The sequence below is a fragment of the Streptomyces sp. NPDC096205 genome, assembly GCF_044763135.1.
In the GTDB taxonomy this organism is placed as follows: Bacteria; Actinomycetota; Actinomycetes; order Streptomycetales; family Streptomycetaceae; genus Streptomyces.
Genome location: NZ_JBIWFS010000006.1, coordinates 188,336 through 208,127 on the forward strand (window position 1 = coordinate 188,336; position 19,792 = coordinate 208,127).

A 19,792-nucleotide genomic window follows, 5' to 3' on the forward strand; every position below is an offset into this window, starting at 1 on the left:
GCTCTTGAGTACGGGCCCCGGAACAGTTTCCGCACCCGCACCGGCCACCCCTACCCCGTCCACCCGCTCCTCGATGTTCAGCTCGCTGAAGATCAGGAACTACCGCCTCTTCTTCCTCGGCCAGGCCGTCTCCAACATCGGCACCTGGATGCAGCGCATCGCCCAGGACTGGCTGGTGCTCAGCCTCACCGGCTCCGCCACCGCCGTCGGCGTCACCACCGCCCTGCAGTTCCTCCCGATGCTTCTGTTCGGCCTCTACGGCGGCGTCCTCGTCGACCGCCTCCCCAAGCGGCCCACACTGCTGGTCACCCAGACCGCGATGGCCCTCACCGGCCTCGCGCTGGCCGCCCTGACGATCACCGGCCAGGTCCAGGTGTGGCACGTCTACGTCGCCGCCTTCGCCGTCGGCCTCGCCACGGTCGTCGACAACCCGGCCCGCCAGTCCTTCGTCACCGAGATGGTCGGCCCCGACCAGCTGCAGAACGCCGTCAGCCTCAACTCGGCCAACTTCCAGTCGGCCCGCCTGATCGGCCCCGCGGTGGCCGGCCTGATGATCACCGGCGTCGGCACCGGCTGGGCGTTCCTGCTGAACGGCCTGTCCTTCGTCGCGCCCATCGCAGGGCTGCTGCTGATGCGCGCCCGCGAACTGCACGCCGTCGAGCGTGCCCCGCGCGGCAAGGGACAGCTCCGCGAGGGCCTGCGCTACGTCTCCGGCCGCCCCGAGCTGATCTGGCCGATCGTGCTCGTCGGGTTCGTCGGCACCTTCGCCTTCAACTTCCCCGTCTACCTCGCCGCCTTCGTCGACGACGTCTTCCACGCGGGCGCCGGCACCTACAGCCTCTTCAACACCCTCATGGCCGTCGGCTCCGTCGCCGGAGCCCTGCTCGCCGCCCGCCGCGGCACGGCCCGCCTGCGCGTGGTCAGCACGGCCGCGCTGCTGTTCGGCCTGATCGAGGTCGTCGCGGCCGGGGCGCCCACCCTGTGGATGTTCGCCGCGCTGATGATCCCGCTGGGCCTGTTCGGCATGACCATCAACGTCACCGCCAACACCAGCCTCCAGATGGCCACCGACCCGGTCATGCGCGGCCGCGTCATGTCCCTCTACATGATGGTCTTCCTCGGCGGCACCCCGATCGGCGCGCCCATCGCCGGCTGGATCACCGACACCTACGGCCCCCGCGCCGGCCTCGCCGCGGGCGGCGCCGTCGCGGCCCTCGCCGCGGCCGTCATCGCCGTGATCCTGGCCCGCACGGGCGGCCTGCGCCTGTCCGTGGGCTGGCGCCACGGCCACCCGAGCGTGCGGTTCGTGCCGCGCGAGCGGCGGGAGGAGCTCGCGGCGGCGGCCTGATGGCAGGGTGAGGCCATGAGACTCTTCGCCGCCGTGCTGCCCCCGGACGAGGTGGTCGGGGAACTGGCCGCCGAGGTGGAGGCGCTGAAACGGCTCCCCGGCGCGGACCGGCTCCGCTGGACCGGCCGCCCCGGCTGGCACTTCACCCTCGCCTTCTACGGTGAGGTCGACGACACCGTCGTACCGGACCTGTCGGCCCGCCTGGAGCGCGCCGCCCACCGCACGGCCCCCTTCCCGCTCGCGGTGAGCGGAGGGGGCCAGTTCGGCCACGGCCGCGCCCTGTGGGCAGGGGCCGACGGCGATGTGGCGTCCATGCGGCTGCTGGCCGACCGCAGCGAGGCCGCCGCCCGCAAGGCGGGCCTCGACATGGGCGAGCACCGCCGCTACAAGGCCCACCTCACAGTGGCCCGCAGCCGCGACGCAGTGAACGTGAGGGCGTACGTGGACGCGCTGGCCACGTTCGTCAGCCGCACCTGGACCGTGGCCGAGCTGGTGCTGGTCCGCAGCAACCTGCCGGCCTCCGGCGTGCCGGGCGAGCAGCCCCGCTACGAGGCGGTCGCCCGCTGGCCACTGGGCGCGGCCGGTTAGGCTCGTTCCCGTGGACCCGAAGACCCGGAACCGGATCATGGCCGGTGCGCTCGTGCTGATGTTCGTCGTGGTGGCGGTGGCGGCGGCGCTGGGGAGGTAGCTCGCCCCAGGCCGCCGCCGCCTCCGCATGCGTGCCTTTTCGGCCTACCAGGCGAAGGCCTCCGGAGACGGCCCCGGCCCGGGGAAGATCTCGTCCAGCCCGGCGAGCAGCTCCGGCGACAGCTCCAGCTCGACGGCCCGCAGCGCCGACTCCAGCTGCTGCGCCGTACGCGGCCCCACGATCGGCCCCGTCACACCCGGCCGGGTCAGCAGCCACGCCAGCGCGACCTCGCCGGGCTCCAGCCCGTGCTTGTCGAGCAGCTCCTCGTACGACTGCACCTTGGCCCGCACGGCGGCGTCCTTGAGCGCCTCGGCGGTACGCCCGCTGGAGCGCCGCCCGCCCTCGACCTCCTTGCGGACGACCCCGCCGAGCAGACCTCCGTGCAGCGGCGACCAGGGGATGACGCCCAGCCCGTAGTCCTGCGCGGCCGGGACGACCTCCATCTCGGCGCGGCGCTCGTAGAGGTTGTACAGACACTGCTCACTGACGAGCCCGTACGAGCCTCGCCGCGCGGCCGTCTCATTGGCCTGGGCGATCTTGTACCCGGGGAAGTTGCTGGACCCGGCGTAGAGGATCTTGCCCTGGGCGACGAGGGTGTCGATGGCCTGCCAGATCTCCTCGAACGGCGTGGCCCGGTCGATGTGGTGGAACTGGTACAGGTCGATGTGGTCGGTGCCCAGGCGCTTCAGCGAGGCGTCCACGGCCCGCCGGATGTTCAGGGCCGACAGCTTGTCGTGGTTCGGCCAGGGCTCGCCGTCCGTGCCCATGTTCCCGTACACCTTCGTGGCGAGCACGACCTTGTCCCGGTTCGCCGCGCTCTTGGCGAACCAGCTGCCGATGATCGACTCCGTACGGCCCTTGTTCTCACCCCAGCCGTACACATTCGCCGTGTCGAAGAAGTTGATCCCCGCGTCCAGCGCCGCGTCCATGATGGCGTGGCTGTCCGCCTCGTCCGTCTGCGGTCCGAAGTTCATCGTGCCGAGGACCAGTCGGCTGACCTTGAGTCCGGTGCGTCCGAGCTGCGTGTACTTCATGGTCTCCAAGCCAACGGCTTGGAGTGCGCTCTATGCAAGGAGCCTGTGGCGCTCAGTCCCGGGGGAACTCGTCGGTCTTGAGGACCAGGCCGAGGGGGGTCCCCGTCAGGTCCACCTCGTCGCCGAAGCGGATCTTGGTCTCGGTGACGTAGTCGTCGTCCTTGGGGTTGGTGTAGATGTGACAGCGGCCCTGGTACGGGTCGGCGACGAGATAGACGGGCACCTCGGCGGCGGCGTAGGCGGCCTTCTTGGGGCCGTAGTCGTTGGGGGCGGTGCCCTTCGAGACGACCTCGGCGACGAACTCGACGTCCTTGTGGCTCCAGTGGCCCGTGCCGTCCTTCTCGGCGGAATCGCGCAGCTTGGCCAGGTCCGGGCAGAAGCCGTTCTTGTAGCCGGGGAAGTCGATCCGCACGTCCGAGAAGACCTTGATGTGGCGACCGAAGTGGTCCTCAAGAGCCCAAAGGAGCCTACGGATGATCTCCCAGTGAGTGTCCCGTTGCGGCGTCATGTAGATGGTGCCCCCGACGATCTCGACCCTGTATCCATCGGGGACGGGCATCATCTCAAGCCGCTCGAACAGCTCATCGAGCGTGTTCAGATCGCTGCTCTCGGCCATCTCGATCCTGTCTTCAACGACGGTCATCGTGGCGCTCCTCCCCGGCCGGACTCACCACAAGCCCAGCCGCGCAGTACAACGATACGCACGGTCACCACGTCACGTACGGACCTCGTACTCCGCTCCCCATCCCCACTCCCGCCACATCGCGTCCGCGAAGGCCGCCGCCAGCTTGTGCTCGCCGGAGGCGTTCGGGTGGGTGCCGTCGTAGGTGTCGCTGTGGAAGTCGTACGAGTCGGGGACCGAGGCCAGCAGCAGGGGTGAGGCCGGCTCGTCGAGGTCGGTCACCGCCTTGGCGAGCAGGTCGTTGAAGAGGCCCACTTGCGCGGCGAAGTCCGGGTCGGCGTCCGCGCGGACGTTCCGGATCACCGGGAGCAGCACCATGCGGATGCGGGGGTTGGCCGTGCGGGCCGCCGCCACGAACGCCCGGACGTTGTCGGCCGTCTGCTCGGCGTTCGTGTAGAAGCCCAGGTCGATCAGGCCCAGCGACACCAGCAGCACGTCCGCCCGGCACGCCCGCACGCTCTCCCCGATCAGCGGGACCATGTGCTGCCAGCCCTCGCCCCAGCCGGCGAGGTGGGCGCGGGGGAAGTCCGGGTCGGCGTAGTCGTACGAGGTCGGCTCCTGCGCGGCCTGGTCGTACAGCGTCTCGCGCGGGCCGACGAGGGCGAACGGGCCGTCGTAGGTGTCGCGCAGGTGCTGCCACATCCGGTAACGCCATGTGTGTTCGCCGGCGCTGCCGATCGTCATGGAGTCACCTACGGGCATGAACCTGAGCATCCGCTCATGATGAGGGATCCCGGTGACCGGTGGGGCGCCCGGGGCCTGTGAGGACCGCCACGACGATCATCACCGGTGCCTCCTCGGGTCCGGACCCCGGGATGGCAGGCTTGGGGCATGCGCCGACGCCTTGCCGCCCTCCTGTCCGCGGCCGCCTGCCTGTTGTCCGGGCTCGCCGTGCCCACGACCGCGTACGCCGCCGACGGCGACGAGAGCTTCACCATCGAGGACCCGCGCATCACCGAGTCCAGCGGCCTCGCCGCGTCCCGGCAGCACCCGGGCATCTACTGGACGCACAACGACCAGGACGAGGGCGCCTACCTCTACGCCGTCGACAGCCGGACCGGGGAGACCGTCGCGACCGTCACCATGACCGGCGTCGGCGACCCGCGTGATGTGGAAGCCATCGCCGTGGGGCCCGACAACCAGCTCTACGTCGGCGACATCGGAGACAACGACGGGGTCGTCTGGGACCACGTCTGGGTCTACCGGCTGCCCGAACCCGCCCAGCTCAAGGACCAGACCGTCCGCGCGACCCAGTACGTCGTGAAGTACTCCGACGGCCCCCGCGACGCCGAGTCCCTGCTGGTGCACCCCAAGACCGGCCGCGTCTACATCATCGACAAGGGCGAGGACGGCGGCCATCTCTACTCCGGTCCCGCCGAGTTGTCCGCCTCCGGCACCAACGTCTTCTCGCCCGGCCCGCCCATCGACCTGTGGGCCACCGACGCCGCCTTCTCCCCGGACGGCGAACAGTTCGTCGTACGGGGCTACATGGGCGGCATCGCGTACGACTGGAACGGCGGGCAGCCCCGGCGCCTGGGCCGCGTCAGCGTGCCGCTGGGGCAGGGCGAGTCCGTGTCCTACTCCGCCGACGGCACGAAGCTGATGCTCGGCATGGAGGGCGCCCAGAGCCCGGTCGAGGCGCAGGACGCGCCCGGCGGCGATTCCAAGTCGCCCTCGTCGAAGGGCGGTTCCGGCGCCTCAGGTGACGACGGCGACTCCGGGCTGCGGATCGAGTACGTCGTCGTCGCCGGCATCTGCGTCGGCCTCTTCGGCATCGCCCGGCGCAGGCGCAGGTCCTAGCCGTCCGGCCCCGCCGTAGCGTCCGGCCGCTTCCCCAAGGGCGCGGATCTCAGCTCGGCGCTCAAGGGCCTGCCCGACGACCTGTGCCAGTGCCCGCACTACGGCTATGTGCTCAGCGGCAGGATCAAGATGCGGACGAAGCACGGCGAGCACGTCTACGAGGCGGGCCAGGCCTACTACTGGGCGCCCGGCCACGCCCCCGAGCCGCTGGAGGACACCGAGCTGGTGGAGTTCTCGCCGACCGGGGAGTTCAAAGAGGTGGTCGAGCACATCAGCAGGTCGGCCGAAGGCTGAGCCGAGACGCGCAGGCGGCTGAGACGCGTACGGCCCCGGAGGGCTTCCCCCTCCAGGGCCGTGCCGCAGGACCGTAGGCCGTAGCCAGGATCGCTTACAGGTGCTCGATCACGTAGTCGACGCACTTCGTCAGCGCCTCGACGTCCGCCGGGTCGATCGCCGGGAACATCGCGATGCGCAGCTGGTTGCGGCCGAGCTTGCGGTAGGGCTCGGTGTCCACGATGCCGTTGGCGCGCAGCACCTTGGCGACCGCGGCCGCGTCGACGTCGTCGGTGAAGTCGATCGTGCCGATGACGGCCGAGCGCTTGGCCGGGTCGGTGACGAACGGGTTCGCGTACTTCACGTCCTCCGCCCAGCCGTACAGCGTGCGCGCGGAGGCCGCCGTGCGGCGGGTCGCCCAGTCCAGGCCGCCCTGGCCGTTGATCCACTCCAGCTGCTGGTTCAGCAGGAAGAGGGTGGACAGCGCCGGGGTGTTGTACGTCTGGTTCTTGCGGGAGTTGTCGATCGCCGTCGGCAGGCTGAAGAACTCCGGGATGTGCCGGCCCGAGGCGTGGATCCGCTCGGCGCGCTCGATCGCGGCCGGGGAGAACACGCCGATCCACAGGCCGCCGTCGGAGGCGAAGGACTTCTGCGGGGCGAAGTAGTAGACGTCCGTCTCGGCGATGTCGACCGGCAGGCCGCCCGCGCCGGAGGTGGCGTCGACCAGGACCAGGGAGCCGGCGTCGGCGCCCTCGACCCGCTTGATCGGCATGGCCACACCGGTCGAGGTCTCGTTGTGGGTGAACGCGTACACGTCCACACCGGCCTCGGCGGCCGCCTCGGGGTGCGTGCCCGGGTCGGAGGCGATGACGGTGGGCTCGGCGAGCCACGGCGCGAGCTTGGCGGCCTTGGCGAACTTCGAGCTGAACTCGCCGAAGTTCAGGTGCTGCGACTTGTTCTCGATCAGGCCGTGCGTCGCGATGTCCCAGAACGCGGTGGAGCCGCCGTTGCCGAGGATCACCTCGTAGCCCTCGGGGAGCTGGAACAGCTCGGAGATGCCCTCGCGCACCTTGCCGACCAGGTTCTTGACCGGGGCCTGGCGGTGGGAGGTGCCGAGCAGAGAGGTACCGGTGGCGGCCAGGGCGTCCAGCGCCTCCACCCGCACCTTGGAGGGGCCCGCGCCGAATCGACCGTCGGCGGGCTTGATGTCAGCAGGAATCTGGATCTCAGCCACGAGGTGAGGTTAGCCGGTGGAGGAAACGGGGTCGAAACACCGTCCGTCGGCTGAGACACGCGCGGGGACCGGACGGACTGATTGGCTGGGTGCATGACGGATCTGGAAGCCGCACTGCGCAGGGCCGTCCGGGGCGATGTCCGTTTCGACGTCACCGCCCGCGCCCTGACCACCATGGACGCCTCCAACTACCGGCGTGTCCCGCTCGGGGTCGTCGCGCCGCGCGACGCGGACGACGTGGCGGCCGCACTGGCGGTGTGCCGGGAGCACGGCGTGCCGGTCGTGCCGCGCGGCGGCGGTACGTCGATCGCGGGCCAGGCGACCGGCACGGGCGTGGTCCTGGACTTCACCCGGCACATGAACGGCCTGGTCTCCCTGGACCCCGAGGCCCGCACCGCCGTCGTCCAGCCCGGTCTCGTCCTCGACCGCCTCCAGGAGGCCGCCGCCCCGCACGGCCTGCGCTTCGGCCCCGACCCCTCCACCCACAGCCGCTGCACCCTCGGCGGGATGATCGGCAACAACTCCTGCGGCTCCCACTCGGTGGCCTGGGGCACGACCGCGGACAGCGTGCGGGAGCTGGCCGTCGTCACCGCGCGCGGGCAGCGGCTGCGGCTCGGACAGGGCTGGGCCGGGGCGCCCGAGGGGCTGCGGGAGCTGGTCCTCGGCGACCTCGAACGCCTGCGCACCGGCTTCCCCGACCTGCCCCGCCGTATCTCCGGCTACGCGCTGGACGCGCTGCTGCCCGAGAAGGGCGCGGACGTCGCCCGCTCCTTCTGCGGCTCCGAGGGCACGCTGGGCGTCCTCACCGAAGCGGTCGTCACACTCGTCGAGGCGCCACGCGCGCGTGCCCTCGCCGTCCTCGGGTACGCCGACGAGAGCGCGGCCGCGGAGGCGGCGGCGGGCCTGCTGCCGTACGGGCCGCTGACCGTGGAGGGCATGGCGGCCGACCTGGTGCCGGCCGGCACGGCCGGGCTGCCCCGGGGCGGGGCCTGGCTGTTCGTGGAGACGGGCGGGGAGACGGCGGTCGAGGCACACGCGCGTGCGGAGGCGGTCGTACGGGCTGCCGACGCCGTGGACGCGCGGATCGTCGCCGACCCGGCCGGGCAGCGCGCGCTGTGGCGCATCCGCGAGGACGCCGCCGGCACGGCGACCCGTATGCCCGACGGCACCGAGGCCTGGCCGGGCTGGGAGGACTGCGCCGTACCGCCCGCCCGCCTGGGCGCCTATTTGCGCGACTTCCGCGCCCTGCTCGCCTCCCACGGCCTGCGCGGCAGCCCGTACGGCCATTTCGGCGACGGCTGCATCCACGTCCGTATCGACTTCGACCTGCTGACCGCGCCGGGCGTGGCCCGCTTCCGCCGCTTCTCCGAGGAACTCGCCCGTCTGGTCGTCGCCCACGGCGGGTCCCTGTCGGGTGAGCACGGCGACGGGCAGGCGCGGGCGGAGCTGCTGCCGGTGATGTACGGGCCGGAGACGGTCGCGCTCTTCGAACGCGCGAAGGCGGTCTGGGACCCCGACGACCTCCTCAACCCCGGCATCCTGGTCCGCCCGGCGCCCCTGGACGCCGACCTGCGGTTCGCGGTCCTGCCGCGCGAGCCGGTGGACGTGGCCTTCGGCTACCGGTCCGACGGCGGCGACTTCACGGCGGCCGTACGGCGGTGTGTCGGGGTCGCGAAGTGCCGTACTCCCTCTCCGGCGGGCCAGTCCGTGATGTGCCCCTCCTTCCGCGTGACGGGCGAGGAGGAGCACTCCACGCGCGGGCGCGCCCGCCTGCTGCACGAGATGCTCGCGGGGGAGCTGGTGACCGACGGCTGGCGCTCGCCGGAGGTCCGGGACGCGCTGGACCTGTGCCTGGCCTGCAAGGGATGCCGCTCGGACTGCCCGGTCGGCGTCGACATGGCCACGTACAAGGCGGAGTTCCTGCATCACCACTACGCGGGCCGGCGCAGGCCTGCGGCGCACTACAGCATGGGCCGCCTGCCGGAGTGGCTGCGGTGGGCGGCACGCCTGCGGGCGGCGGGCCTGGTGAACGCCCTGGCAGGGCTACGGCCCCTCGCCCGGCTCGCCCGGCGTCTCGGCGGCATCGCGGCCGAGCGGGAGATCCCGAAGCTGGCGCCCGAGCCGTTCAGCCGGTGGTGGCGGCGCAGGGAACCCGCTGTGGGTCCGGGTGAGCCGGTGGTGCTGTGGCCGGACACCTTCACCGAGCATCTGTCGCCGGGCGTGGGCCGGGCGGCGGTACGGGTCCTGGAGGCGGCCGGACTGCGCGTGGCACTGCCGCCGACGCTCTTCCCGCGCGGGGGGCGGCTCGCGGACGGACGCACCCGGTCCGCGTTCGCGCTGGCGGGAGTCCGCAGGGGGCGGGTGTGCTGCGGGCTGACGTACGTCTCCACCGGGCAGCTCGACCGGGCCCGGAAGGTCCTGCGCGACACTCTGGACCTGATGGAGCCGGTGCTTCGGGCGCGGATGCCGGTCGTGGTGCTGGAGCCGAGCTGCGCGGCGGCGCTGCGGACCGATCTGCCCGAGCTGCTGCCGGACGACCCGCGAGCGGCGCGGCTGGCGGAGCGGGTGGTCACGTTCGCTCAGGCGCTGGAGCGGTACGCGCCCGGCTGGCGGCCGCCGGTGCTGGACCGGCCCGTGACCGGACAGACGCACTGCCACCAGCACGCGGTCCTCGGCGACGCGGCCGAGCGGAGGCTGCGCGCTGCGGCGGGACTGACCGGCGAGCTGTCGGGCGGCTGCTGCGGCCTCGCGGGCAACTTCGGCTTCGAGCGCGGCCACTACGACGTCTCGGTGGCCTGCGCGGAGGAGCACCTGCTGCCGTCGGTGCGGTCGGCCCCGCAGGACGCGGTGGTGCTGGCGGACGGCTTCTCCTGCCGCACCCAGCTGGAGCAGCTGGCCGGGGTGCGGGGGCGGCATCTCGCGGAGGTGCTGGCCGAGGGGCTGGACGAAGGGCCGGCCGACGGGGAGTCAGGGGCGTGAGCGCTGTACATGCCTGACCCTAGTCCATTACCGTGGACTGGCAAGTGCATCGTAATGAACAAGATCCCCTTCGCGCCCAGTCCTCAGGAAGCCCCGTGAGCACTTCGAGCACCACCTCCACGCCCACCACGGTGTCAGCGCCGGTCGCCTCGGCAGGGACCGGCGGGCGACGAGGCGGCTCTCTGGGGCCGGTCGGACTGGTGCTGGCCGGCGGGATCTCGGTGCAGTTCGGCGGGGCCCTCGCCGTGACGCTCATGCCGCGCGCGGGCGCGCTGGGCGTGGTGACCCTGCGGCTCCTGGTCGCCGCGATCGTGCTGCTGATCGTGTGCCGCCCCCGGCTGAAGGGGCACACGCGTGCCGACTGGGGCACGGTGGTGGTCTTCGGCATCACCATGGGCGCGATGAACGGCCTGTTCTACGAGTCCGTGGACCGCATCCCGCTCGGCGCGGCCGTCACCCTGGAGGTACTCGGCCCGCTCGCGCTGTCGGTGATCGCCTCCCGGCGGCTGGTGAACCTCGTCTGGGCCGGGCTCGCCCTCGCGGGAGTGTTCCTGCTCGGCGGCGGGGGCTTCAGTGACCTCGACCCGGTAGGCGTGGCCTTCGCCCTGGGAGCGGGCGCGATGTGGGCGGCGTACATCGTCTTCAGTGCCCGCACCGGCCGCCGCTTCCCCCAGGCGGACGGCCTCGCCCTGGCCATGGCGGTGGCGGCCCTGCTCTTCCTGCCCCTGGGCATCGCCGAGTCGGGCGCCAAGCTCACCGACCCGGTGACGATCGGCCTGGGCGCGGGCGTGGCGATCCTGTCCTCGGTTCTGCCCTACACGCTGGAGTTGCTGGCCCTCCGGCGCCTGCCCGCCTCCACCTTCGCGGTCATGATGAGCCTCGAACCGGCCATCGCCGCGACAGCCGGCTTCCTCATCCTGGACCAGACCCTCACGACCACGCAGTCCGCGGCGATCGCCCTGGTCATCGGGGCGAGCATGGGGGCTGTGCGGACGCAGGTGGGGCGGCGGAAGGCAGTTCCCGAGATCTGAGGGGCCCGGCCTGGTCCTGCCGGACTAGGGTCGGACCCGTGCAGCTCACCGAGACGGCCGACGACCGCCCGCTGATCCCTCGCCCTGAGCGCTCGCCGGGCGCTCTGCGCGCGGCCTGCACCGTCGTGGCCCCCGCGCTTCTCCTGGCCTACGACAGGGCCAAGGACCAGGCGCTGGCCGAGGCCGTCGAGCACGGGTCACTGAAACCCGTGCACGCGTACCTGGCTCACTGGGCCGCTCTGATCGAGATCGAGCGGCACCCGGAGACAGCGAAGCGGTACCACCGCGCCGAATACCTCGCCCGGACAGCCGCCTCTCCGGAGGAGGCCCGCGAGCACCTCACCACGGCGAGTGTCCTCTACTGCGCCGCGGCCGAAGCGACCCCGGGTTGTGGCGGTGTCAGTGCTTGACCGACTCCACGAAGGCGGACCAGGCCGTCGCGGGGAAGCGCAGGACGGGGCCGTCCGGGTTCTTGGAGTCCCGGACGGCGAGGTGGGGCCGGAGATCGGCGACCTCTACGCAGTCCCCGCCGGTGTCACCGCTGTAGGAGGACTTGCGCCAGGTGGCGGTGCCGAGGGGGGCGCACTCGACGCATTCGCCTCCGGTGCCGCCGCTGTAAGAGGACTTACGCCACTCCGCTCGTGTCCGGTTCTGGCCGTTCTGCATAGCGTTCCTCCCGTACGCGGGCGATCAGCGCTGCCGAGTCCTCCACGGAGAGGGCCGCAGCCTGCAGATGATCGTAACGATGCGAACAGTCCCTGACGACAGTCGGGTTGGCGGTCAGGTACCCCTTGTCGTAGTTCTCGGAGTAGGTGATGTCAGGGTCGCTCGTGAAGCGCAGGATGGTGAAAGAGCCTGTTGTGGCCGGGTGCTGACCCACGCCGAGCGGCAGCACCTGGACCCGCAGCTCACGACGGTCTCGCAGACTCAGCAGGTGGGTGAGCTGATCCCACATGACCTCCCGGCCGCCGAACGGTCGGTGCAGCACCACCTCGTCCAGCACTACCCAGGTGAATGGTGGGTCTTCCCGTTCGAGGATTCGCTGCCTCTCCATCCTCGCGGCTACCAAGTCGTCAGGCTTGTCCGCCAGGCCCGCCTCCAGAACCGCCCGCGCGTAGGCCGGTGTCTGAAGCAGGCCATAGACCACCTGGCATTGGAACGTCGCGATGTTCGTCGCCCGCGCTTCCAGCTCCGCGAACGGCTGAAGCCAGCTCGGCAACTGGCTCCGCAGCACCAGCCCGATCAGCCGCGAGAACAACCCGTCCGTCCCCAGCGCCGCGTCCACCCGCTCCGAGAACTCCCGGGTCGGCACCTTCATCGTCGTCTCGATCTGCCCGATCAGGGACCCCGTGCAGAAGACGATCGAGCCGAGGGCCTTCTGGGTGAGCCCGGCCGCTTCCCTGGCGCGGCGCAGCTCATAGCCGTAGTAGTCCAACGGGGACGCGCTCGGGTCGAGTTCGCGGATGTGCACGACGACCACCTCCTGTCACTGACGGTAGCCACCCGAGCGCGCACAGGTCTCGGAATCCGGGAAAGAAATTAATGCAAGCACGCTTGCTTGTTTCTGGCGGCGCTGCCATCCTCGCCGCATGGCCGACCCGACGCCCGTCTTCGACGACCTGCGTGCCGAGAGCGACGAACTCGACCGAGCTGTGGCCGAGTTGGCGCCCGAACGGTGGAGACTGCCCACGCCCGCCCCCCGCTGGACCATCGCCCATCAGATCGCCCACCTCGCCTGGACCGACCACTCCGCCCTGCTGGCCGTCACCGACGCGGAGGCCTTCCAGGGGCTGGTGGAGCAGGCCCTGAAGGCGCCGGAGTCGTTCGTCGACGAGGGCGCCGACGCCGGGGCCGCGCTGCCGCCCGCCGAGCTGCTGGAGCGCTGGCGGCGCGGCCGTGAGGCCCTGGACGCGGCACTGCGGGCGGCCCCTCACGGCGCGCGCTTCCCCTGGTACGGGCCGCCCATGTCGGCCGCGTCCATGGCGACGGGCCGGCTGATGGAGACGTGGGCGCACGGCCAGGACGTCGCCGACGCGCTCGGGGTCGTACGGGAGCCGACGGACCGGCTGCGGCATGTGGCGCGGATCGGGGTGCGGGCCCGTGACTTCGCCTTCCACGCGCGGGGGATCGCCCCGCCGGAGGGCGAGTTCCGGGTCGAGCTTCTCGCCCCTTCCGGTGCCCTGTGGACCTACGGCCCCGAGGACGCCCCCCAGCGCGTCACCGGGCCCGCCCTCGACTTCTGCCTCCTGGTCACCCAGCGCGCCCACCGGGACGACCTCGCGCTGACCGCCGTAGGGGAGGACGCCGACCGGTGGCTGGGCATCGCGCAGGCCTTCGCGGGGCCGCCCGGAGAGGGCCGCGCGCCCAAGGAGGCCTCGGCGTGACCCTCCGCATCGGCAACGCCTCCGGCTTCTACGGTGACCGGTTCGACGCCCTGCGCGAGATGCTCACCGGCGGCGAACTCGACGTAGTGACCGGGGACTACCTCGCCGAACTGACCATGCTGATCCTCGGCCGCGACCGGCTGAAGGACACCTCCGCCGGGTACGCGCGCACCTTCCTCGGGCAGTTGGAGGAGTGTCTCGGCCTCGCGCACGAGCGCGGGGTGCGGATCGTCACCAACGCGGGAGGGCTGAACCCCGCCGGACTCGGGGTCAAGGTACGGGAGTTGGCCGACCGGCTCGGCATCGCCGTCCGTGTCGCCCATGTCGAAGGTGACGACCTCACCCGCGACCATCCCGGCAGCCTCGCCGCGCACGCCTACCTCGGTGGGTTCGGGATCGCCGCCTGTCTGCGCGCGGGCGCGGACGTGGTCGTCACCGGGCGGGTCACCGACGCGGCCCTGGTCACCGGTCCGGCCGCCGCGCACTTCGGGTGGGGGCCGGGCGACCTGGACCGGCTCGCGGGTGCGGTCGTCGCCGGGCATGTGCTGGAGTGCGGCACGCAGGCCACCGGCGGCAACTACGCCTTCTTCACCGACGGCGATACCACCCGCCCCGGCTTCCCGCTCGCCGAGCTGCACCAGGACGGCAGCAGCGTCATCACCAAGCACCCGGGGACGGGCGGCTTCGTGGACGTGGGGACCGTCACCGCGCAGCTGCTGTACGAGACGCAGGGCGCCCGGTACGCCGGACCGGACGTCACGGCCCGGCTGGACACCGTACGGCTCACCCAGCTCGGCCCCGACCGCGTCCGCATCGAGGGCGTGCGCGGTGAGGCCCCGCCGCCCACGCTGAAGGTCGGCCGCAACCGGCTCGGCGGCTGGCGCAACGAGGTCGTCTTCGTGCTCACCGGGCTCGACATCGAGGACAAGGCGGACCTGGTGCGGCGGCAGCTGGAGCCCGCTCTCGCCAAGGTCGCCGACGCCCGCTGGGAGCTGGCCCGCACCGACCGCGAGGACGCCGGCACCGAGGAGACCGCCAGCGCGCTGCTGCGGCTCGTCGTACGCGACCCCGACCAGGCCGCCGTGGGCAAGGCGCTCAGCGGGGCCGCCGTGGAGCTGGCGCTGGCCAGCTATCCCGGCTTCCATGTCGCCGACCTGCCGGGCAGAGGCACGCCCTACGGCGTCTTCGACGCGGTCTACGTCCCCCAGGACGCGGTCGCGCACACGGCCGTGCTCGACGACGGGCGGCGTATCGCCGTGACGCCGTCGGCCGACAGCCTCGTACTCGACGACGTGCCGCAGCCGCTGCTGCCCGCGCCTCTGCCCGCGGGGCCGGTGCGGCGCGCCCCGCTGGGGCTGGTGGCCGGGGCGCGCAGTGGGGACAAGGGCGGGGACGCGAATGTGGGCGTCTGGGCGCGGACGGAGGAGGCCTGGCGGTGGCTGGCCCATGAGCTGACCGTGCGGAGGTTCCAGCAGCTCATCCCCGAGAGCGACGGGCTCAAGGTCACCCGGCACGTCCTGCCCAATCTCCGTGCCCTGAACTTCGTCGTCGAGGGCGTCCTCGGCGAGGGCGTCGCCGCCCGGCACCGCTTCGACCCGCAGGCCAAGGCGCTCGGCGAATGGCTGCGCTCGCGCCACCTGGACATACCGGAGGCTCTTCTGTGACGGTCATCGGCTCGGCCCTGGACACCGCGAGCCCCGACTACCGGGCGAACCGCGAGGCCATGCTCGCCAAGCTCACCGCCCTCGAAGCCGAGCAGGCGAAGGCGCTGGCGGGCGGGGGAGAGAAGTACGTCGAACGGCACCGGAAGCGGGGGAAGCTGCTCGCGCGCGAGCGCATCGAGCTGCTCCTCGACCCCGACACGCCGTTTCTGGAGCTGTCGCCGCTGGCCGCGTGGGGCAGCGAGTACGCGGTCGGGGCCTCGCTCGTCACGGGGATCGGGGTCGTCGAGGGCGTGGAGTGCCTGATCACCGCCAACGACCCGACCGTGCGCGGCGGGGCGTCCAACCCCTGGTCGCTGAAGAAGGCCCTGCGCGCCAACGACATCGCGCTCGCCAACCGGCTGCCCTGCATCAGCCTCGTCGAGTCCGGCGGCGCGGATCTGCCGTCGCAGAAGGAGATCTTCATCCCCGGGGGCGCGATCTTCCGCGACATCACGCGGCTGTCGGCGGCCGGTATCCCGACCGTGGCCGTCGTCTTCGGCAACTCCACCGCGGGTGGCGCCTACATCCCCGGCATGTCCGACCACGTGATCATGGTCAAGGAGCGGGCCAAGGTGTTCCTGGGCGGGCCGCCGCTGGTGAAGATGGCCACCGGGGAGGAGAGCGACGACGAGTCGCTGGGCGGCGCCGACATGCACGCGCGTGTGTCGGGTCTCGCCGACCACTTCGCCGTCGACGAGCACGACGCCCTGCGCCAGGCCCGCCGCGTCGTCGCCCGCCTCAACCACCGCAAGGCGTACGAGGATCCGGGCCCGGCCGAGCCGCCCAAGTACGACCCCGAGGAACTGCTCGGCATCGTCCCCGGTGATCTCAAGGTGCCGTTCGACCCGCGCGAGGTGATCGCCCGGATCGTCGACGCCTCCGACTTCGACGAGTTCAAGCCGCTGTACGGGACCAGCCTGGTGACCGGGTGGGCGTCGCTGCACGGCTACCCGGTGGGCGTGCTCGCCAACGCCCAGGGCGTCCTGTTCAGCGAGGAGTCCCAGAAGGCCGCGCAGTTCATCCAGCTCGCCAACCAACGCGACATCCCCCTCCTCTTCCTCCACAACACCACCGGCTACATGGTGGGCCGTGAGTACGAGCAGGGCGGCATCGTCAAACACGGCTCCATGATGATCAACGCGGTCTCGAACTCGAAGGTTCCCCATCTGTCGGTCCTGATGGGCGCCTCGTACGGGGCCGGGCACTACGGCATGTGCGGGCGGGCCTACGACCCGCGCTTCCTGTTCGCCTGGCCCAGCGCCAAGTCGGCCGTCATGGGCCCGCAGCAGCTCGCGGGCGTGCTGTCGATCGTGGCCCGGCAGTCGGCGGCGGCGAAGGGACGGCCGTACGACGACAACGCGGACGCCGCGCTGCGCGCGATGGTCGAGCAGCAGATCGAGTCGGAGTCGCTGCCGATGTTCCTGTCCGGGCGGCTGTACGACGACGGCGTCATCGACCCGCGCGACACCCGCACCGTTCTCGGCCTGTGCCTGTCCGCCGTCCACACCGCGCCGTTCGAGGGCGTGCGCGGCGGCTTCGGCGTCTTCCGGATGTGAGGGGACATTCACGTGATCAAGAGCCTGCTCGTCGCCAACCGGGGCGAGATCGCCTGCCGCGTCTTCCGCACCTGCCGTGAGTTGGGAATCCGGACGGTCGCCGTGCACTCGGACGCCGACGAGAACGCCCTCCACGCGCGCGTGGCCGACACGGCCGTACGCCTCCCGGGGGCGGCCCCCGCCGACACCTACTTGCGCGGCGACCTGATCGTGAAGGCCGCTCTCTCCGCCGGCGCGGACGCCGTGCACCCCGGCTACGGCTTCCTCTCCGAGAACGCCGACTTCGCGCGGGCCGTCCTCGACGCCGGCCTCGTCTGGATCGGCCCGCCGCCCGAGGCCATCGAGGCGATGGCGTCCAAGACCCGCGCGAAACAACTGCTGGGCATCGCGCCCCTCACCGACGTCACGGACGCCGACCTGCCGGTGCTGGTGAAGGCGGCCGCGGGCGGCGGAGGGCGCGGAATGCGCGTCGTGCGCCGCCTGGAGGACCTGACCGCCGCACTGGAGGGAGCGCGGGCCGAGGCCGCGAGCGCCTTCGGGGACGGCGAGGTGTTCGTCGAGCCCTACGTCGAGAACGGCCGCCACGTCGAGGTGCAGATCCTCGCCGACACCCACGGCACGGTGTGGGCGCTCGGCACCCGCGACTGCTCCCTCCAGCGCCGCCACCAGAAGGTCGTCGAGGAGGCGCCGGCACCCGGGCTCCCCGAGGAGCTCGCGCAGGAGTTGCGGGCGCTGGCCGTACGCGCCGCACGCGCCGTGCACTACACCGGCGCGGGCACCGTCGAGTTCCTCGTCGCCGACGGCACGGCGCACTTCCTGGAGATGAACACCCGCCTCCAGGTGGAGCACCCGGTCACGGAGGAGATATTCGGCCTCGACCTGGTCGCCGAACAGCTCCGGATCGCCGAGGGCCACGCCCTTGCCGCCGACCCGCCACACGCGCGTGGCCACGCCGTCGAGGTCCGCCTCTACGCCGAGGACCCCGCCCGCGACTGGGCCCCGCAGACCGGCACCCTGCACCGCCTCGCCGTCCCCGACGGCATCCGCCTCGACACCGGCTACACCGACGGCGACGACATCGGCGTCCACTACGACCCCATGCTCGCCAAGCTCGTCGCCCACGCCCCCACCCGCGCCGAGGCCCTGCGCAAGCTGGCCGGCGCCCTGGAACGCACGGTCCTGCACGGCCCGACGACGAACAGGGACCTGCTCCTCGCCTCCCTGCGGCACGAGGAGTTCACCGACGCCCGCATGGACACGGGCTTCTACGACCGCCACCTCGCCGAGCTGACGGCACCCGCGCCCGACCCGTACGCCCCCCTGGCCGCCGCCCTCGCCCACGCTCACGGCCGCTCCCGCTTCGGCGGCGCCTGGCGCAACGTCCCCTCCCAGCCGCAGACCAAGCGCTACGAGATGGCCGGCGAGGAGCACGAGGCCCGCTACACGCCCACCCGCGCGGGCTTCCAGGTGGAGGGCGCGCGCGTGGTGCACGCCGACGCGCGTCTCGTCGTACTGGAGGTGGACGGCGTACGGCGGAAGTTCGAGGTGACGGCGTACGGCGACCAGGTCCACGTCAACAACACAGTCCTACGTGCCCTCCCGCGCTTCCCCGAGCCCGAGACCCAGCACGCCCCGGGGTCGCTGCTGGCCCCCATGCCGGGAACCGTCGTCCGAGTGGCGGACGGACTGAAGGCGGGCGTTCTCGTCGAGGCCGGTACCCCGCTGATCTGGCTGGAGGCGATGAAGATGCAGCACCAGATCACGTCCCCGGAAACGGGAACGCTGACGGCTTTGCACGCGGCCCCAGGACAGCAGGTGCAGCCAGGCGCTCTATTGGCCGTGGTGCAAGAGACCCAAGGGGCGCGGGGAACTGCGCGACCAGCCACCGACCACCGGCAGCCCGAAGGAGAGCAGTGACCACCCACATCGAATCCGAAGAGCACAAGGCCCTCCGCACCGCAGTCCAGGCCCTCGGCAGACGCCACGGCCCCGACCACAACCGAGAGCAACTCTGGCAAGAGGCGGGCAAGCTCGGCTACCTCGGCGTCAACCTGCCGGAGGCATACGGCGGTGGCGGCGGCGGCATCACCGAGCTCTCCATCGTCCTGGAGGAACTGGGCGCGGCAGGCGCACCCTTGCTCATGATGGTGGTCAGCCCGGCGATCTGCGGCACAGTGATCGCCCGCTTCGGGACGGAGGCCCAGAAGCGGGAGTGGCTGCCCGCCCTCGCCGACGGCACCCGCACCATGGCCTTCGGCATCACCGAACCCGACGCCGGCTCCAACAGTCACCGCATCACCACCACGGCCCGCAAAGACCCGGCGTCGGCCGACTGGCTCCTCACCGGCCGCAAGGTGTTCGTCTCCGGCGTGGACATCGCGGACGCGACCCTCATCGTCGGCCGCACGGAGGACGCCCGCACCGGCAACCTCAAGCCCTGCCTGTTCATCGTCCCCAGGGACGCGGAGGGCTTCCAGCGGCGGCAGATCGACATGGAACTGCAGGCGGCGGAGAAGCAGTTCGAGCTGACGCTGGACGACGTACGACTGCCCGCCGACGCGCTCGTCGGCGACGAGGACGCCGGTCTGCTCCAGCTCTTCGCCGGCCTCAACCCCGAGCGGATCATGACGGCCGCGTTCGCGATCGGCATGGGCCGCCACGCGCTCGGCAAGGCGATCGAGTACGCGCGTGACCGCACGGTCTGGAAGACGCCGATCGGCGCGCACCAGGCGATCGCGCACCCCCTCGCACAGGCCCACATCGAGCTGGAGCTGGCCCGGCTGATGATGCAGAAGGCGGCCCATCTGTACGACGCCGGGGACGACATGGGCGCGGGCGAGGCGGCGAACATGGCGAAGTACGCGGCCGGGGAGGCGTGCGTGAAGGCGGTCGACCAGGCCGTGCACACGCTCGGCGGGAACGGCCTCACGCGCGAGTTCGGGCTGGCGAAGCTGATAACGGCCGCGCGCGTGGCTCGTATCGCGCCGGTGAGCCGGGAGATGATTCTCAACTACGTCTCGCATCAGACTCTGGGTCTGCCCAAGTCGTACTGACGTCGTACCGATCCGGCACAGCGCCCC

At 71.9% G+C, this 19,792-nt stretch carries 18 protein-coding genes; 12 read left to right on the top strand and 6 right to left on the bottom strand.

Features of this window, described 5'->3' with window-relative positions; all coding sequences use genetic code 11:
- Nucleotides 1-4: 4 nt before the first annotated feature.
- Nucleotides 5-1,348 (top strand): MFS transporter, encoded by a 1,344-nt coding sequence (locus tag ACIQ6Y_RS23095; protein ID WP_404041831.1) that lies wholly within the window; start codon nucleotides 5-7, stop codon nucleotides 1,346-1,348.
- 15 nt (nucleotides 1,349-1,363) lie between these two features.
- Nucleotides 1,364-1,936 carry an RNA 2',3'-cyclic phosphodiesterase gene (gene thpR / locus ACIQ6Y_RS23100; RefSeq protein WP_404041832.1) on the top strand — a complete coding sequence of 191 codons (573 nt, stop codon included), beginning with the start codon at nucleotides 1,364-1,366 and terminating at the stop codon, nucleotides 1,934-1,936.
- Nucleotides 1,937-2,080: 144 nt separating this feature from the next.
- On the opposite strand, the gene ACIQ6Y_RS23105 is transcribed toward thpR, so the two are convergent.
- The 3 genes from ACIQ6Y_RS23105 to ACIQ6Y_RS23115 form a co-directional block, all read right to left on the bottom strand.
- Entirely contained in the window at nucleotides 2,081-3,070 is a 990-nt protein-coding gene (locus tag ACIQ6Y_RS23105) for an aldo/keto reductase (RefSeq protein WP_404041833.1), read from the bottom strand.
- A 52-nt stretch (nucleotides 3,071-3,122) separates the two neighbouring features.
- Nucleotides 3,123-3,713: a Uma2 family endonuclease gene (locus ACIQ6Y_RS23110; protein WP_404041834.1), complete on the bottom strand. Its 591-nt coding sequence runs from the start codon at nucleotides 3,711-3,713 to the stop codon at nucleotides 3,123-3,125.
- Nucleotides 3,714-3,785: 72 nt separating this feature from the next.
- Complete coding sequence (locus tag ACIQ6Y_RS23115) at nucleotides 3,786-4,466, bottom strand: SGNH/GDSL hydrolase family protein (protein ID WP_404041835.1); 681 nt, start codon at nucleotides 4,464-4,466, stop codon at nucleotides 3,786-3,788.
- Nucleotides 4,467-4,583: 117 nt separating this feature from the next.
- Here ACIQ6Y_RS23115 and ACIQ6Y_RS23120 point away from each other — a divergent pair, with 117 nt between their 5' ends.
- Nucleotides 4,584-5,552: a WD40 repeat domain-containing protein gene (locus ACIQ6Y_RS23120; RefSeq protein ID WP_404041836.1), complete on the top strand. Its 969-nt coding sequence runs from the start codon at nucleotides 4,584-4,586 to the stop codon at nucleotides 5,550-5,552.
- A gap of 129 nt (nucleotides 5,553-5,681) precedes the next feature.
- Nucleotides 5,682-5,846 (top strand): hypothetical protein, encoded by a 165-nt coding sequence (locus tag ACIQ6Y_RS23125; protein ID WP_404041837.1) that lies wholly within the window; start codon nucleotides 5,682-5,684, stop codon nucleotides 5,844-5,846.
- Between the two features lie 94 nt (nucleotides 5,847-5,940).
- Here ACIQ6Y_RS23125 and serC read toward each other — a convergent pair whose 3' ends face one another.
- Complete coding sequence (gene serC / locus ACIQ6Y_RS23130; protein WP_404041838.1) at nucleotides 5,941-7,059, bottom strand: phosphoserine transaminase; 1,119 nt, start codon at nucleotides 7,057-7,059, stop codon at nucleotides 5,941-5,943.
- Between the two features lie 93 nt (nucleotides 7,060-7,152).
- On the opposite strand from serC, the gene ACIQ6Y_RS23135 reads away from it, so the two are divergent.
- From ACIQ6Y_RS23135 to ACIQ6Y_RS23145, 3 genes are all read left to right on the top strand, one after another.
- Complete coding sequence (locus ACIQ6Y_RS23135; protein ID WP_404041839.1) at nucleotides 7,153-10,038, top strand: FAD-binding and (Fe-S)-binding domain-containing protein; 2,886 nt, start codon at nucleotides 7,153-7,155, stop codon at nucleotides 10,036-10,038.
- Nucleotides 10,039-10,133: 95 nt separating this feature from the next.
- Nucleotides 10,134-11,069: an EamA family transporter gene (locus tag ACIQ6Y_RS23140; protein ID WP_404041840.1), complete on the top strand. Its 936-nt coding sequence runs from the start codon at nucleotides 10,134-10,136 to the stop codon at nucleotides 11,067-11,069.
- Between the two features lie 38 nt (nucleotides 11,070-11,107).
- On the top strand, nucleotides 11,108-11,479 hold the full coding sequence (locus ACIQ6Y_RS23145; protein ID WP_404041841.1) for a DUF6247 family protein: 372 nt from the start codon (nucleotides 11,108-11,110) through the stop codon (nucleotides 11,477-11,479).
- On the opposite strand, the gene ACIQ6Y_RS23150 is transcribed toward ACIQ6Y_RS23145, so the two are convergent.
- Nucleotides 11,469-11,735 (bottom strand): DUF397 domain-containing protein, encoded by a 267-nt coding sequence (locus ACIQ6Y_RS23150; RefSeq protein WP_404041842.1) that lies wholly within the window; start codon nucleotides 11,733-11,735, stop codon nucleotides 11,469-11,471. The two genes, ACIQ6Y_RS23145 and ACIQ6Y_RS23150, sit on opposite strands and share 11 nt — an antisense overlap.
- Nucleotides 11,695-12,540 (bottom strand): Scr1 family TA system antitoxin-like transcriptional regulator, encoded by an 846-nt coding sequence (locus tag ACIQ6Y_RS23155; RefSeq protein ID WP_404041843.1) that lies wholly within the window; start codon nucleotides 12,538-12,540, stop codon nucleotides 11,695-11,697. Before ACIQ6Y_RS23155 ends, ACIQ6Y_RS23150 begins: the two co-directional genes overlap by 41 nt.
- Nucleotides 12,541-12,658: 118 nt before the next feature.
- Between ACIQ6Y_RS23155 and ACIQ6Y_RS23160 the strand changes: the two genes are divergently transcribed.
- Genes ACIQ6Y_RS23160 through ACIQ6Y_RS23180 form a run of 5 tightly spaced genes read left to right on the top strand, consistent with a single transcriptional unit; the run spans nucleotide 12,659 to nucleotide 19,765 of the window.
- The gene (locus ACIQ6Y_RS23160; protein WP_404041844.1) at nucleotides 12,659-13,453 is read left to right on the top strand and encodes a TIGR03084 family metal-binding protein; all 795 of its coding nucleotides are present in this window, start codon (nucleotides 12,659-12,661) and stop codon (nucleotides 13,451-13,453) included.
- Nucleotides 13,450-15,117: an acyclic terpene utilization AtuA family protein gene (locus ACIQ6Y_RS23165; RefSeq protein WP_404041845.1), complete on the top strand. Its 1,668-nt coding sequence runs from the start codon at nucleotides 13,450-13,452 to the stop codon at nucleotides 15,115-15,117. Before ACIQ6Y_RS23160 ends, ACIQ6Y_RS23165 begins: the two co-directional genes overlap by 4 nt.
- Entirely contained in the window at nucleotides 15,114-16,712 is a 1,599-nt protein-coding gene (locus tag ACIQ6Y_RS23170) for an acyl-CoA carboxylase subunit beta (protein WP_404041846.1), read from the top strand. The genes ACIQ6Y_RS23165 and ACIQ6Y_RS23170 overlap by 4 nt, the downstream gene beginning before the upstream one ends.
- Before the next feature lie 12 nt (nucleotides 16,713-16,724).
- Nucleotides 16,725-18,629, top strand: a complete 1,905-nt coding sequence (locus ACIQ6Y_RS23175; RefSeq protein WP_404041847.1) for a biotin carboxylase N-terminal domain-containing protein — start codon at nucleotides 16,725-16,727, stop codon at nucleotides 18,627-18,629.
- On the top strand, nucleotides 18,626-19,765 hold the full coding sequence (locus ACIQ6Y_RS23180) for an acyl-CoA dehydrogenase family protein (RefSeq protein WP_404041848.1): 1,140 nt from the start codon (nucleotides 18,626-18,628) through the stop codon (nucleotides 19,763-19,765). Before ACIQ6Y_RS23175 ends, ACIQ6Y_RS23180 begins: the two co-directional genes overlap by 4 nt.
- The last annotated feature ends 27 nt before the right edge of the window (nucleotides 19,766-19,792 follow it).